Origin of the sequence: Moorena sp. SIO3A2, from assembly GCF_010672265.1 — a bacterium.
Taxonomy (GTDB): Bacteria; Cyanobacteriota; Cyanobacteriia; order Cyanobacteriales; family Coleofasciculaceae; genus Moorena; species Moorena producens.
On the sequence record NZ_JAAHHC010000013.1, the window covers coordinates 15,393 to 30,638 of the forward strand.

11 protein-coding genes and 5 pseudogenes are annotated in these 15,246 nt (G+C 43.8%); 10 read left to right on the plus strand and 6 right to left on the minus strand.

Features of this window, described 5'->3' with window-relative positions; genetic code table 11:
• Nucleotides 1-66: 66 nt before the first annotated feature.
• Both purB and F6K64_RS16460 read right to left on the minus strand, forming a co-directional pair.
• Complete coding sequence (purB, locus tag F6K64_RS16455) at nucleotides 67-1,362, minus strand: adenylosuccinate lyase (protein WP_287265878.1); 1,296 nt, start codon at nucleotides 1,360-1,362, stop codon at nucleotides 67-69.
• Nucleotides 1,363-1,412: 50 nt separating this feature from the next.
• Nucleotides 1,413-1,538, minus strand: coding sequence for a hypothetical protein (locus F6K64_RS16460; RefSeq protein ID WP_267871988.1), 126 nt, complete (start codon nucleotides 1,536-1,538; stop codon nucleotides 1,413-1,415).
• Nucleotides 1,539-1,941: 403 nt separating this feature from the next.
• Between F6K64_RS16460 and F6K64_RS16465 the strand changes: the two genes are divergently transcribed.
• From F6K64_RS16465 to F6K64_RS16490, 7 genes and pseudogenes are all read left to right on the plus strand, one after another.
• Entirely contained in the window at nucleotides 1,942-3,321 is a 1,380-nt protein-coding gene (locus F6K64_RS16465) for an RNA-guided endonuclease InsQ/TnpB family protein (RefSeq protein WP_287265841.1), read from the plus strand.
• A gap of 82 nt (nucleotides 3,322-3,403) precedes the next feature.
• Complete coding sequence (locus tag F6K64_RS16470; RefSeq protein ID WP_287265843.1) at nucleotides 3,404-4,882, plus strand: hypothetical protein; 1,479 nt, start codon at nucleotides 3,404-3,406, stop codon at nucleotides 4,880-4,882.
• Nucleotides 4,883-5,995: 1,113 nt separating this feature from the next.
• Nucleotides 5,996-6,223: pseudogene (locus F6K64_RS38250) on the plus strand (CheR family methyltransferase); the annotation flags it as partial.
• A gap of 239 nt (nucleotides 6,224-6,462) precedes the next feature.
• A pseudogene (locus F6K64_RS16475) lies at nucleotides 6,463-6,612 on the plus strand (IS4 family transposase); the annotation flags it as partial.
• Nucleotides 6,613-6,829: 217 nt separating this feature from the next.
• Nucleotides 6,830-7,140: pseudogene (locus tag F6K64_RS16480) on the plus strand (hypothetical protein); the annotation flags it as partial.
• Nucleotides 7,116-7,652, plus strand: a pseudogene (locus tag F6K64_RS16485) (response regulator); the annotation flags it as partial. The pseudogenes F6K64_RS16480 and F6K64_RS16485, both read left to right, overlap by 25 nt.
• 97 nt (nucleotides 7,653-7,749) lie before the next feature.
• Nucleotides 7,750-8,154 (plus strand): annotated as a pseudogene (locus F6K64_RS16490) (response regulator); the annotation flags it as partial.
• A 116-nt stretch (nucleotides 8,155-8,270) separates the two neighbouring features.
• Here the strand turns inward: F6K64_RS16490 and F6K64_RS16495 are convergent.
• Together F6K64_RS16495 and F6K64_RS16500 are read right to left on the minus strand one after the other, a co-directional pair.
• A complete protein-coding gene (locus F6K64_RS16495) occupies nucleotides 8,271-9,008 on the minus strand; it encodes an HAD family hydrolase (RefSeq protein WP_044492317.1) in 738 nt (245 codons plus the stop codon).
• Nucleotides 9,009-9,169: 161 nt separating this feature from the next.
• Nucleotides 9,170-10,348, minus strand: a complete 1,179-nt coding sequence (locus tag F6K64_RS16500) for a 30S ribosomal protein S1 (protein ID WP_008180027.1) — start codon at nucleotides 10,346-10,348, stop codon at nucleotides 9,170-9,172.
• A gap of 708 nt (nucleotides 10,349-11,056) precedes the next feature.
• Between F6K64_RS16500 and F6K64_RS16505 the strand changes: the two genes are divergently transcribed.
• On the plus strand, nucleotides 11,057-12,190 hold the full coding sequence (locus F6K64_RS16505; RefSeq protein ID WP_044492316.1) for a ferrochelatase: 1,134 nt from the start codon (nucleotides 11,057-11,059) through the stop codon (nucleotides 12,188-12,190).
• 17 nt (nucleotides 12,191-12,207) lie between these two features.
• Here the strand turns inward: F6K64_RS16505 and F6K64_RS16510 are convergent, their stop codons facing one another.
• On the minus strand, nucleotides 12,208-12,342 hold the full coding sequence (locus F6K64_RS16510; protein ID WP_008180025.1) for a hypothetical protein: 135 nt from the start codon (nucleotides 12,340-12,342) through the stop codon (nucleotides 12,208-12,210).
• Between the two features lie 79 nt (nucleotides 12,343-12,421).
• Between F6K64_RS16510 and F6K64_RS16515 the strand changes: the two genes are divergently transcribed.
• Both F6K64_RS16515 and F6K64_RS16520 read left to right on the plus strand, forming a co-directional pair.
• Nucleotides 12,422-12,745, plus strand: coding sequence for a phasin family protein (locus tag F6K64_RS16515; protein WP_008180024.1), 324 nt, complete (start codon nucleotides 12,422-12,424; stop codon nucleotides 12,743-12,745).
• A gap of 22 nt (nucleotides 12,746-12,767) precedes the next feature.
• Nucleotides 12,768-13,328: an FKBP-type peptidyl-prolyl cis-trans isomerase gene (locus F6K64_RS16520; RefSeq protein WP_008180023.1), complete on the plus strand. Its 561-nt coding sequence runs from the start codon at nucleotides 12,768-12,770 to the stop codon at nucleotides 13,326-13,328.
• A gap of 488 nt (nucleotides 13,329-13,816) precedes the next feature.
• On the opposite strand, the gene dnaB is transcribed toward F6K64_RS16520, so the two are convergent.
• A complete protein-coding gene (dnaB, locus tag F6K64_RS16525; protein ID WP_008180022.1) occupies nucleotides 13,817-15,163 on the minus strand; it encodes a replicative DNA helicase in 1,347 nt (448 codons plus the stop codon).
• Between the last annotated feature and the right edge of the window lie 83 nt (nucleotides 15,164-15,246).

Here is a 15,246-nt window from a genome sequence, read left to right on the forward strand (position 1 = left end):
TGACGGCTGACAGCTGACGGCACCTCAAGTAGCGTGCGCGTAGCGCATATGCTTACAATCAGTGGCCTAGATTCCCAACCGTTGATAAACCTCGTCCAAATGTTGAAAATGATGCTGGGGATTAAAACATTCCTCTATTTCTGAAGGAGTTAGCTTACTAGTAACCTCAGGATCCTTAGTAATCAAATTGTAGAAGTCTCCCTCAGGTTGATTCCAGGCTTGATGGGCACAAGACTGAACAATACTGTAGGCATCTTCCCGATTCATCCCCTTTTCTACTAACGCTAACAACACCTTTTGGCTAAAGACCACACCCCCATAAACATTCATATTCCGCTTCATGTTTTCTGGATAAACCAACAAGTGTTTCACTAAATCTGTGATTTCCACTAACATGAAGTGAGTTAAAATACACACATCTGGCAGAATGACTCGTTCTACAGAAGAATGAGAAATATCCCGCTCATGCCATAGGGCAACATTTTCTAAAGCAGCCACCGCATGACTCCGCAGAATTCGTGCCATCCCGCTTAGCCGTTCAGAACGAATTGGATTACGTTTGTGTGGCATAGCAGAAGAACCTTTCTGTCCTTTAGAAAAGAATTCCTCTACTTCTAAGACATCAGTTTTTTGGAGATTGCGAATTTCCACAGCAAACCGTTCAATGGTTGCCCCTAACAGAGCTAACTGTTGGACAAACTCACCATGGCGATCGCGGGAAATAATTTGGGTGGAGGCAGTATCAGGTTGCAGTGACAGGTTTCGACATGCGATCGCTTCCACTTGAGGGTCAATATTGGCATAGGTTCCCACAGCACCAGAAATCTTGCCCACAGATATGTTTTGACGCAGAGCCACTAAGCGATCGCGATGGCGGCAAACTTCTGCTAACCAACCGGCCAGCTTAAAACCAAAGGTAATTGGTTCAGCATGAATTCCGTGAGAACGACCAATCATCACCGTGTAGCGATGTTGTTGTGCCTGGTAGCGAATCGCTTGAGCAAGCTTCTCGATCTGTTCGAGGATAATATTTAGACTAGCAACCAGTTGCAGTGCCAAGGCAGTGTCTAAAACATCGGAACTAGTCAAGCCTAAGTGTATGTAGCGTCCCACATCCCCTACATACTCATTCACATTAGTCAGAAAGGCAATCATGTCATGGCGGACTTCTTGCTCAATCTCTTGCACCCGCTTGAGGTCAAAATCCGCCTTTGCCTTAATTTCCTCTACTGCTTCACCGGGAATCTTACCCAGTTCCGCTTGTGCTTCACAAACAGCTATTTCCACCTGAAGCCAGGTTTTGAGCTTGTAGGTATCCGTCCACAATTCCCCCATCTCGGGTAGGGTGTAGCGCTCAATCAATTCCCATATCGCAGAACACAACCTTACAATTATAGCAGTTATCAATGGGTTTAGGGACTTTCGTCTTGGGTTAATCGGAGTCGGGAGTCGGGAGTCGGGAGTCGGGAGTCGGGAGTCGGGAGTCGGGAGTCGGGAGTCGGGAGTCGGGATGTAGTGCTGCCAAAGGCTTTTTCCACGGGGCTTTCAAGGTATTGAATCTACCTGAACCGGAAGATAAACGCTATATAATGGATTAATAATTAATGATTAATCATGGGTCAAATCCCCTATCCCCTATTGGCTATTGCTAGCATGCCTATTGCCTGTTGCCTATTGCCTGTTGTCACCTACCATGACCAATTTTCCTCTCAATGCTGGGTCTATCCAAATATCCGGGAACGTGAGAACCCCTCTCTTTTAAGGAGGGTCAGAAGTTACCGTAAGAAGAGTGGAGCCTTTATAGGCGACAGACTATGCAAAAAAGGGTTAAAACTCATGAAATAAGGCTCCACTCTTCTAAGGTTTCGTCTCCGGGATGAAACGGACACGACGGGTTTTAACCCGCCGTGTCTATAATAAAGGATAGGAGGAGATAGAAAGTTGTATAGAACAATTCCAGTTAAAGCGTCATTTACTGATGAAGATAAAGCTTTTTGGGTCTTTCAGTGTGAGCAAGCAAATAGCTTGATTAATTGTGCAATTTATTACACCAAACAAAAACACTACAGTTGGCTTGAACAGCAAGAAGAATCATTCACTACTTACTGGAAGGATGATGAGCTTAGGTATGGCTGGAAGACCTATAAGTGCAGTACAAAGTACCCAGAACTAGATAAAACTTTAAAGTTAACTCCCAATTACAAAGCAATGGCTGCCCAGTCGGCTCAACAGACCCTAAAGACAGTAGGTGAGTCCATTGCCAGTTACAACCAATTAGTAGGTCTTTATTACAAGGGCCAAGTTGACAGACCAAGACTGCTTAGGTACAGAAAGAAAGGGGGATTGGCTGCTGTAACTTTTCCCCGACAAGCACTCAACTACAAAAAAGGCTTGTTTGATCCGTCAATAAGCAAAGAAACTAAGCCTCATTTAATAACTGAAATCGCATTAGAACCACCAGATTTTATAGATCCGGACTGGGTGAAAGAAGTTACTGTTCGCCCGTATTTAGGAGAGCTATGGATTGATTGGGTGATCGACAACGGGAAAGAAGCGATTGCTAGCAACCCAAACCTTGACTACACTCAAGCCTGGAGCTTTGATCACGGTGGAACCAACTGGTTGACTGGAGTTTCAACCTGTGGGAAAAGCTTGATTATTGATGGTCGTAAGCTTAAGTCAATGAACCAAGGTTATTGTCGTCTGGTAGCCAAGTACAAACAGGGCAAGCCAGAGTTTTACTGGAATTCTAACCTTGACCGGGTACAACGGAAACGCAACAACCAAATCAGAGATGCGATCAATAAAGCAGCTAGGTTGATTATTAATCGCTGTTTGAATGATTGCATTGGGAATCTGGTAATTGGTTGGAACGAAGGGCAGAAGAATCGTTCCAATATGGGCAAGCGTGGTAATCAGAACTTCGCAGTTATCCCCACCGGAAGATTGATCGAACGGTTAAAACAACTTTGTTATGAGTACGGGATTAAATTAACAATTACCGAGGAAGCGTACACGAGTAAAGCGTCTTACCTTGACGACGACAGCCTCCCAAAACATGGTGAAAAACCCAAAGGATGGATACCGTCGGGCAAACGGGTTAAGCGTGGACTGTATAAAACTTCTGAAGGATGGCTGATCAATGCAGACTGTAACGGCGCTGCAAACATAGCCCGAAAAGTAGCCACACAGTTAGGTCTAAACCTGACCAAGGTGGGTAGGGGAGCTTTGGCACTCCCAAACCGATATGATCTGTTCACCTCACTGAGTAAATCATATCGCACAAGAAGTGAAGTGGCACGGTTTCAACCCGCCACGTAACAACCTTGTAGAATCCCCGTTTTTTAAAGCGCGGAGATGTCAAATTAAGCTTTAGTACCAGATCAAAAATCGGAGGTCACACTTGACTAAGACAGGTATGATTAAACAGCTAAAATGCGCTCAACGCGCTCTAATTGCTTTAATACTCCCAATTTTAATATTTCTATCGGCTCCACCAGCCCTTGCCCAACCTGATCTCACCATCACCCCTAAAAGTATGACTGTAGCAGGTACCAGGGGTTCTAGCACAAGCCGCAGCTTACTCTTGCGCACGACTAACACCGTCAACGATTTACAAATCATCTCCCTAGACCTCAATACTCAGGATGGCCAAGAAATTTTCCCCGCCAAATTGATTCAGCCTACTTTACCAGACGAGGAGATTGAGGCCAATAGTCTACTATCTATCCCGATCCAGTTTCAATTAGACGATGCCCCCAAAAGTGGAGAATTTAGTGGTGAATTACTGATTAAGTTCTCAGAAACTGAACTAAGCGTACCATTAACAGTCCGAATTAAAGACCCCTTTCCCATACCTCTGGGAATCATATCCATTGGGGTGATATTGAGCATAGCTGTGTCCAGCTACCGTAGCCGAGGGAAACTACGGGACAAAATTCTGGTGCGGGTTGGTCAATTGCGTATCCAACTGCGCAGTGACCCCCAGTTAGCTGAAACATCACTCACCGATCAATTCAACTCAATACCAAATCCCTTCAAGACCCGAATTGAAGGCCATCTGCTAGATGTCGAGATGGCTTTGCAGGGGGAACGTTGGAACGATGGTAATCAGGCAATTACCCAAGCTGAGTCAGTGTGGCTGAAATGGCGCAAAGGTCGTGAGGACTGGCTAGCACTCCTGAACTATGGTCAGACCCTGGAAGAAAAAATACCCGCCACTCCGGATATTGACCCCCCTTATCTACAGTCAGTACGCCGTAATTTGCAACTGGCAATCCGAGAGGCACCTGACCAAAATCCTCAAGACTTGTATCAGCAGTTAGATGACTTGGCAAAACAGATTAATAAATACCTGCAACTGGATGCTAAACTCAGGGACTTGGACAACCTGCTGGTAGAAACTACCATATCAACACAAGAGTTACAGAGTTGGCAACGTCAGCAAAAGAATTTGCGCAATAAGTTGAATAATCTCGAACCTACGGATAAAAAAGCTGGTCAGGAGTTGAATGGTCAAATCGAAAAAGCGATCACTCTACTAGCCAAACAAATACCAGCTAACTCTACTAAGTTAGGCTTCCTCATCACCCAACCTGAATTATTGCAGAAAGCACCAGGGATCGATACACCACGGATAGTTATCCAAGAGCCAAGACTAGCAGAGTTTCGCCTCTGGATTTTCTCTGCGATCAGTTATGCGATCGCAATTGTCCTGCTTGCTGGTAGTGGCTTCATTGAGCTATACACCTATAAATCCACCTTTGGCGCTAACCTCTGGGGTGACTATGGCGTCCTCCTGGCTTGGGGGTTTGGTGCCGAAGCCAGTCGGGATGCCATTACAAAAGTCGTGGCAAATTTGGACTTACCAGGATTGAACTAATCACTCGATCAGGTTGAAGGTTAGCAGGTTGAAGGTTAGCAGGTTGCAGGTTGAAGGTTAGCTGGTTAGCTGGTTGCAGGTTACAGGTTGAAGGTTGAAGGTTGAAGGTTATTTGGTTGAAGGTTAGCTGGTTATTTGGTTGAAGGTTAGCTGGTTATTTGGTTGAAGGTTAGCTGGTTAGCTGGTTAGCTGGTTAAAAATTATCTTCTGAACCTTCAACCTTGGCCAATAGGCACGCGCGTCGCGTTCAACCTTCAAGCTAACAACCTTCAACCTGCTAACCTTGGCCAATAGGCACGCGCGTCGCGTTCAACCTTCAACCTGCTAACCTTGGCCAATAGGCACGCGCGTCGCGTTCAACCTTCAACCTGCTAACCTTGGCCAATAGGCACGCGCGTCGCGTTCAACCTTCAACCTGCTAACTTGCTAACCTTCAGCCGAATAACCTACAACCCCCAAAGGCGAACAACCGAACATAAGGAATTAAATTAATAGGTACCAATAGGTTTTTAAATTAGTGTTACTTGGGCAGATTGACTGGGAACTATATAACTGTAACCACATTGGATTTGTCAGTCAATCGGGATTAACGTGTCAAACACAGAATCTTTAAGTGTTGAGCTAAAACAAGCTTTTCTTCGATTAATTGCCCAGCAGACAGGATTAGTTATTAAAGAAGCAGACCAAGACAATTTAATTTAAACCATCCTTGTGAGAATGAAATTTATCAAATTTGGTTCACCATAAAGTTACTCTAAACTCTTATATAAGACTATATAAAGTAATATATAATGGCAAAAATTAGTTGCCATGATGACTAATAATTAAAGTTACTTTTGGCGAGATATAGCAGAAGTCAGAAGTCAGAAGTCAGAAGTTAAACTCTTGCCATACTGTAGTTTGAGACTTTTGTCATGTCATAATTACCCTGGCGACTGCTATAAATGTCATTTTAAAACCTGACAAAATCACATTATTCCAGATATAATTAAACGACAAAATAACCACAAAATAATTCAGATTTGTATTGCAGGATGTTCAACTGGATAATAACCCTATTCTATTGCTATTTTATTCCATAAAATACTTCCTGAATTATAAAAATGGAAGGTTAAAATTTTTGGGATAGACATTAATAACTATGCCTTAGAAACCGCAAGAAAAGGAATTTACAGTTCTTGGTCATTTAGAAGTATTAATCCAGACATAAAGCGTGACTATTTTGGGCTCATTAACAATTCCTATCACATCGATAATCGTATCCAAAAAATGGTCACGTTTAAAACGGTTAATTTAGTCAAAGATTCCTGGGGGGGGCGACAAGCGGCCTGTAACCCTTGATAGATATTAAATTGAGCGAATTATGGTAAAAAAAGATAGGTCAGAAATTGTCAAGACGACCAATAAGATTGAAAATGCTACCATAATTATATCAAAAACATCTAAAAAATCTCCTTTCCGAATCTCAATTATTATTCCTTAACCTTGTAGTAATTATTAGACAAGACACCAAAAATGTTAAACTTGAAAAAATCGCAGAGTCATGTCTTGGTGCAGTCGCAAACAAACCATGAGCGACTGCACCAAGACAACGTTTTAATATTGAACAAATGTTCCGAGATTATAAGAGCGGTGGATATAATATGTCAGGCAGCAATGTGGTTGGAAAACGCTTTATTTCTTTAGTTGTTATAATATCTTTCGCTTATCTGATTTCCACAATACAAGGATAAATAATTAATAAAAGCGATGCAGCGCGGTCTTGGGGGTTCCCCCCGGAGACGAAACCTTAGACAGGCTCGCCTTTATGGTTGTTAGGCTATGCAGAAAAGGGTTAAAACTTGAGGCGCGACCCCGTAATTTAATTCGCCATAGGAAAGCGCGCCTCCATTGATTAAGGCGAGCCTGTCTTACGGTAACTTCAAACCATGAGCGACTGCATCAAGACAAGGAGTTCATAAATATGTGGCTAGAGTCAAACAATATGGGCGTTCAACTAAAAGACATAGCGGTGCGACCCAAGGCCGGGGAACCCGGCCTAGGAGGCGCGCACCGTCCAGTTTTTATATTGGACTATATGCTCAAAATTGGATTAATTTTATGGATAAATGTTGGTAATTAGTTGATGATTTGATGCGCTTAAGTCGTCATAAGCTCAATAATTATTTACGAGGTATGAGAGCTAGGTCGCTTATACAGTCTACTTTTTAGCTCTCATGTCGCCCCCCCCAGGATCAAACCTCAAAGTAAGTTATTAAAGCGGGTGCGTAATGTCAGTGGAGCAACTATTATCGGTACAGGGGAAGTTTGTATGATTCTTAACCCTCCAGATTTGCTCACATCATTACAATCCTATCAGTCAAACACATCCACAGTCTCAACCAAACTAAGGCAAATCGTTAAAAGGACGCCAGTAATTCTCCTAGTAGATGACTCGATTACCGTTCGCACCCAAGAAAAACGGATACTAGAAAGGGCTGGGTATGAAGTAGTGACAGCTGTAGATGGATTAGATGGCTATAACAAACTAAACAGCCGTTACTTTGATGCCGTAATATCTGATGTGGAAATGCCAAATCTAGACTGATTTTCCCTAACTGCCATAATTCGTCAGCATCAATAGTATAACGAATTACCAATAATTTTGGTAACATCTTTGGCTTCCGATGAACATAATAAAAAAGGGATGGAAGCGGGGGCTAATGCCTATATAACAAAAGGAAAATTTAATCAAGATTTTCTCATCGAAACGTTGCAAATACTTGTGTGATAGTTAATATACAAGGTTAATATTTAAGTTTAAATTGTGAAGCTTTAAGGTTAAATTGGTAATTAAAAATGAAAAATTTAAAATTATTAAATAATCAATGACTATTCGAGTTTTATTAGTTGAAGATTCACCGATTGCTCTAGTAGTACTGAAAAGGATTCTGAATTCATCAGAGCAAATTGAAGTGGTGGGAGAAGCTGGAACTGGTTTAGAAGCTTTGAACTTAATTCCCAAAGTTCAACCAGATGTCATTTGTACAGACCTCCATATGCCCCAGATGAATGGTCTGGAGTTGACATCTGAAGTTATGGCGCTCTATCCTAGACCGATTCTGGTGATTAGTGTTTCGGTGCAGCAAGAGGATACTGATCAGATTTTTCAGCTTTTAGATGCAGGAGCAGTGGATATTTTTCCTAAGCCGTCGGCAGGAATGACAACGGATAATCAGTTGCTCCAGCAGGAGTTGATCAATAAGATTAAAATTCTGTCTGGGGTCAAGGTCAAACAGGTTTTACCAATTGGTGCGATCGCACCAAGGCTGCGGGAGTTGTGCTTATTGAAACTTGAAAATTGAAAATAACACTTCTCTCACCCCTTGCCGATTCAATATAGTTGACTTTAAATAATTTCAATCTCATCCAGGCTCGCGATCGCTAGATCAGCTCCCTCTAAATGGGAAGCTTCTGGCTTGCCCCAGCAAATACCAATGCAACCCGCTGCACCAGCACGCTTTGCCATCTCAATATCACCGGCTGAATCTCCTACCATTAGGGCGGAAGCAGGTTTTACCTCTAAAGATTGGCACCCTTGTAGGAACAACCTGGGATCAGGCTTACTGATTTCAGAATCCACACCCTGCTGTAATTGGATATAGGGGTCTAGCTGGTGTCGATGGACAAAGGCTTGTACGCCAGCCGTAGAGTCTGCCGATAGAATACCCAGCTTTAAACCAGCTTCCGAGAGGAATTTAAGGACTTCGAGGCTACCGGCAAACATTGGGGAAGTTCCAGCCGCATTTTGCAAGTACTTCTCGGCTTCAACAAAGGCACTCCCAGCGATTTCCAATGACTCTAGCCAACCCCGACCAGTCTCAGCAATATAAGCCGCAGCAGCAATTTCATTTTCCCGACGACTACCCACTGCCATTAACCCGGTAGGGTCAAGGGTGTCATCTTGGACACCAAAGGCCATCAGGAGGGGTTCTCCAATACCAGGAATTTGGGCATCGATTAAACGCGATCGCTTATAGGCTAGTTCTCTTAAATAAACTTGTGAATCCTCTAAGGTACCGTCTTTATCAAATATGACTGCTTCAATATTGGGGAAAGTCACCTTCCCACAACGAATGGTTACCAAGGGTTTATGCCGCTGTTTATTGTAATCAACTTCATTCTACTAGCTAGTTGATCAAGATTCGCACCTGCCAAGTTCTTTGCTCTTGTTCCGGAACACAGCCATAAACACAAATTAGCCATTAGCCTCAGCTAACGGCTAATTCTTGTTACCGCACCTGGTTGTTACTCGTCGATGGCAGCTGCTACAAACTCTCCCTCTGGCACTGGGTCTTCTTGAGGCTCTTGGGACTCTTGGGGCTCTTGGATCTGTTGAGGCTCTTGAGGCTCTTGAGGCTCTTGAACCTGTTGAGGCTCTTGAGGCTCTTGGGGCTCTTGAACCTGTTGAGGCTCTTGAGGCTCTTGGGGCTCTTGGACTTGTTGAGGCTCTTGGGGCTCTTGGGACTCTTGGGGCTCTTGGGTTTCAACCGCTTCTGGAGTCATACTTTCTGGAGTTATACCTTGCTTTTGTGCTAGCATCTTCTCCCGGTACTTCTGAGCCATTTCTTCTGCCTTCTCGAATACCACTTCCCGGTTGTTAATCATATCTCCCGGTTCTGGCTCTAACTGCTTTGTTGACAGAGAAATCCGACCTCGGTCAGCATCCAAGTCAATGATCATCACTTTCAGTTCATCATTGACATTAAACACACTATGAGGCGTATCGATATGATCATGGGAAATTTCGGAAATGTGCAGCAATCCGCTGACCCCGCCAATATCAATGAATGCACCGTAAGGTTTGATTCCTCGTACTGAGCCAATCACCACCTCTCCGACTTCTAGGCGGTTCATCTTGCGCTCAACTAGCGCACGACGGTGGGATAGTACCAGACGATTACGGTCTTCATCTACCTCCAGAAATTTTAGGGGCAGTTCTTGGGCCACCAAATCTTCCTTGGCTGCCCGAGTGCTAATATGAGAACCAGGAATAAAACCGCGCAACCCTTCAATACGTACCAACGCTCCACCACGGTTAGTGGCGAATACCAGAGAACGCACCGTAGCATCCTCTGCTTGTAGTTGGCGCACTCGCTCCCAGGCTCGCATATACTCAATGCGACGGATAGAGAGAGTCAACTGTCCATCTTCATTTTCATCGGTCAGGATGAAAAATTCCCGTGTTTCGTTGGATTGTAAAACCTCATCAGGATTATCAACTCGATTTATTGACATTTCCTGAATCGGAATATAGGCGGCGGTTTTCGCACCAATGTCAATCAGAGCGCCCCTCGGCTCTAGACTGAATACCGTACCCGGAACTATATCCCCTGGGCTAAAATGATAATCATACTTATCCAGAAGGGCAGCAAAATCTTCGTGAGTGAATCCTATATCTGTAGTTTTTGTTTTCTGACTGAGCATGTGCGTTGTTTGTCCTAGTTTGATTTGGTTTTAATGACTATGCCTCCTGTTGATGTACAAGCACGTCAGCATTGTGCTGCTTACACCGACATTGCGTTGTCCTACTTGTGACATCTCCCACACCTGTTGGGGATCGGGGGTAGGTGTGGGCTTCTCGCCAACCCCAGCTATCGCCATTTCCTTACGAAAACCGATCCGCATTCGGGTACTCGACAAGCTTTACTATTGACGGGATGCCCCACCGCCAAGTTTCTGATTTTATCTGATTTTAATTGCTCTATTCCAATCAGGCTTTTGGTCCACTGTCAATAACCAAGGGCATTTTCGGCTTTGGTTATCAAATAGACATAAATTCACCCCAATTTATGTCCATTATAATTTATTAGACAAAACCTGAACTGAGCTTTCCGTCGAAAAATACCCCACTCCCTTCGCCCAAAGGACGACGCTTGCGCGTTTGGTAGAGGCTAGTGGGCTAATCTCGAACTGATCAGCTCATTTAATAAGATTTAATTAAGACCAGACATCCTATTATAACCTAATCGAGATTTTGTTATTAGTATCTTTACCGAACTTTCCAGGCTATTGTGGTATGTCCTATATCCCCCCATGGGGGATGTTAGCCTAATAAATGCCAGGGGTACATTCTGCACCCAAGACAAAGCAGGGATACCCCAGGAATAGACGTTTAGCCAGTAGGAATACCAAGTGGTTGCCACTCCAGAAAAATCTCAATCAGTAAAACCTTCCCCAACCCATGGTCACGAACGAGTTGCGGTTTTACTCATGGGTTATGGAGAAGTCGAAAGCTACGAAGACTTCGCCAACTACAACGAACAAGCCTTAAACTTGCTTACCGCCAAATTTGCCCCAGTCCCCAACTGGATCTATCCACCCTTAGCCAAAATTTTGGCAATGTTTGACTTCCACGAGTGGGGGCACCAGCATGACAACTTTATTTCACCCCACAACAATATTTTTGAACAGCAACGGGCAGGTATTGAAAAACACCTGCAAGCTAAATGGGGCGATCAGGTCAAGGTATTCAAAGCCTTTAACTTCTGCGCTCCCTTTCTGCCAGAACAAGTCCTCTGTGAAATTAAGGAGCAAGGGTTCCAAAAACTGCTGATCTATCCCCTGCTAGTGGTGGATTCCATCTTTACTAGCGGCATTGCGGTGGAACAGGTCAATAAAGCCCTAGGGAAATTAGAGGATGGAGATCAACACTGGGTTCAGGGATTGCGTTACATCCCGTCTTTCTATAACGAACCAGAGTACATTAATCTAACTGCTCGATTGGTGGAAGAGAAAATTACTACCGATTTAGCTCAAGCCTATCTCCCCTCCCAAATTGGCATTGTCCTGATGAACCATGGCTGTCCCCACGAAGCTAAAGGATTTGTGTCTGGGATTGACGAAAGTCAGGCATTGTATGAGGCAGTAAGGGAAAAGTTGATGTATAAGTATCCCCTAATCTCTGTGGGCTGGCTTAACCACCAAACTCCCTTAATTAAGTGGACTCAGCCTCACGCGGAGTTAGCAGCCCAGAACCTGATTAACTTAGGGGCTAAGGCGATTGTGTTTATGCCTATTGGCTTTGCCACAGAGAATCACGAAACCCTCTTAGATGTGCATCACATTGTCCACGGTCTAAAACGTCGTAACTCAGAGGTTACCTACCTAGAGATGCCCTGTGTTAATGATCATCCAGAATTCTTAGAGATGGCAGCGGAGTGGGCTAATCCTCAAATTGAGGTACTTGTATCAGAAAATGCTCTATCTATCAATCCCCAGTTGGCAGCTGTGCAGGCATCACAGCACCATCATCACCATCACCACTGATTCACCAGAGCATTTTATTAGGTTGCTTGATACATAGCACCTTCTTGCACCTCCTCCGTTCTCCTCCCGCTGTTCTCCCTCTTCTCCTGTTCTAGGAAAGATGTCACAGAATAGAACTGTAGGCTGGGAATCAATGAAACTTCTCCAATCATAGGAAAGCCTAGTTGATCCCAGCCCCATCAAGTGCCGAGTGACAGGATAACAGGATAACAGGATAACAGGATAACAATTATGGATAATAACGACTGGCTCAAGCAGTTATTGTTGGTTGGGGTTGGCACAACCTCAATGGTTGCCGAAAAACTGCGAGAGGTAAGTGATGAATGGGTCAAAGATGGTAAAATAAACTCCGACCAAGCCACCGCTTTTGTGGATGATCTGATGAATCAGATCAAGTCAGAGCAGGGTAACTTTGAGAGCAACATGGAACGGCAGTTGCGCAATATGTTGCAGGATTTAGGGGTTCCTCGCCAATCAGAAATGGATGAATTGCGAGGTCGTATTGACCGTCTGGAGCGTCAGGTGCGGGATTTAGAAAATAAGCTCTGGCGTTGATAATCAATTAGGAGGACAGACTTTGAAACAAATTCTGATCAGCATAGGCGTTATAGTAGCCTTTGGGTTGCTTTTGGTTGTGGCTCAAGTAGGTATGGGTAAAAAATCTACCACTGCTGGAGAAATTACCAACACTCAGCCGGAAGTAGTGACAACAGCTAACAGTGCTAACCCAGATGTTAATGATAAACGAGATATAGCTATGGATTCTAGTTCAGAAAGCGAAACCAATACTGAGGCTGAGACGGTTACAACACCGTCGGGCTTGAAGTACATCGACGTGGTTGAGGGTGAGGGAGCAATGCCTGAGAAGGGACAGACGGTAGTGGTTCACTACACTGGTACCCTGGAGGATGGTAGTAAGTTTGATAGTTCTCGCGATCGCAATCGTCCTTTTTCCTTCAAAATCGGTGTAGGACAGGTTATTAAAGGCTGGGATGAAGGGGTTGGTTCTATGAAGGTTGGTGGTCGTCGTGAGCTGATCATTCCCCCAGAATTAGGTTATGGTACCCGTGGTGCCGGTGGGGTGATTCCGCCTAATGCTACGCTGAATTTTGATGTGGAATTGTTGAAAATTAACTAGTAAATTAGCAATAAATTAGCTAATTCAGCGATGAACTGAATACTTGCTCCCAGTTGGTGAATTCTCGCTGATTGGGAGTTTTAGTAAACAGAATAACACTAGAAATAGCATCGCCTTTTTGTTACAAAATATTAATAAAACCTGGGTACAAAACTAAAGTTCAGAACTCAATCATTCGATTAAATAGTATTTGATTAAATCTATGTCCTGTAAATAACGTTAGATAAAATAAAGTTAATTTTTGACCTATAATAATTCCAAAATAACCCTCAGTGTAAGCATTCAGCCGTGAGCTTTGGCTCACGCTACGCGAACAGCGGTCAGCAGTCAGCTTTTCATAACTCAGATTAAACTTTTGCTTACTTGTTTGATTCAAAAGTTCCGTAGCTTCCTAATCGCCCATAAGCACATCAAGTAGCACCTCAATTAGCGCATTAGCTGATGGCTGATGGCTGATAGCTGAATGCTTACGCCTCAGTTGTGGTAGGTTACACTCTTTGATTTGCCATATTCAGGAACTTGGTTAACCCAGGTTTAAAGATAAGTTTCACCGTTCCTGTCGGACCATTACGATTTTTAACAATGATGACTTCTGCCGTATCTCCATCGGGTGAATCTGGATTATAATAGGAATCTCTATAAAGCATCATGATTAAATCCGAGTCCTGCTCAATGGAACCCGATTCTCTCAAATCCGACATCATTGGTCGTTTGTTGGTGCGAGACTCCACAGCTCGACTTAACTGAGACAGAGCAACCACTGGGACTTTCAGTTCCCGAGCTAATCCTTTGAGAGAGCGAGTAATCCGAGACAACTCCTGAACTCGATTTTCACTACCACTGCCTTCCATTAACTGTAAGTAATCGATTAAAATTAATCCCAACTGGCTCCCTTGGGCTGCTTGAAGACGACGAGCATGCGATCGCATTTGCATCACAGTCTGGTTAGCGGTATCATCAATATAAATAGGCAACTCTGATAACACACCGATTGCTTCGCTCAAGGGTGCCCACTGATTTTGAGCAATGCGCCCAGCTCTCAAAAAGTTACTGTCAATTTTCGCTTCACTAGCTAACAACCGCTGCACTAGTTGTTCTCTTGACATTTCCAAGCTAAAAATCGCCACTGGCATTTTTTCAGCTACGTTACGAGCAATTCCTAACGCTAAGCTAGTTTTTCCCATGGATGGTCTACCAGCAATGATAATTAAGTCAGACGGACTTAACCCCCCAATTTGGGCATCCAAATCATAGAAGTCTGATGGAATACCAGGCAAATCAATACCCTGATTCCGATTTTCTATATCTTGGAAGGTCTGGACTAGGGTTTCAGAAATCGCGATTAGACCTTGCTGAGGACGCAATTGGGTGAGGCTGAAAATTTTCTGTTCCGCTTGGTCAAGGACTGTTTCCAATTCCAAGGATGTCTCATAACCCAACTTAAAAATCTCGTTACCGGCTTCGATTAGCTGACGGCGCAGATACTTGTCCATCACTAACTTAGCGAACCTGTCAATATTGACCGCTGAAACCGTTTGTTCAACTAGCTGAGCTAACTTAGCTTGACCCCCAACTTTCTCTAATAAGTCATTGTCATAAAGCCAGGTAGTAACACTCATCAAATCCGTCGGTTTACCCTGGCTATAAAGTAATAAAGCAGCTTCGTAAATGGTTTGGTTAATCCGGACGTAGAAAGCTTTTGAATTCAGGAAATCAGCAATTCGACCCATGGCTTCCGGGTCTAATAAAATGCCTCCGATAATAGACTCTTCGGCATCAATATTTTGGGGTGGTATAGAGTTCCCAAACGCTGAAAAATCTTGTTTTTGAGTCATAGTAAACTAGTCGTCTATTGAGTTCAGGGTAAAGGTCAGCTATTAGCTATCAGCTATTAGCATTAAGCTATCAGCTATCAGCT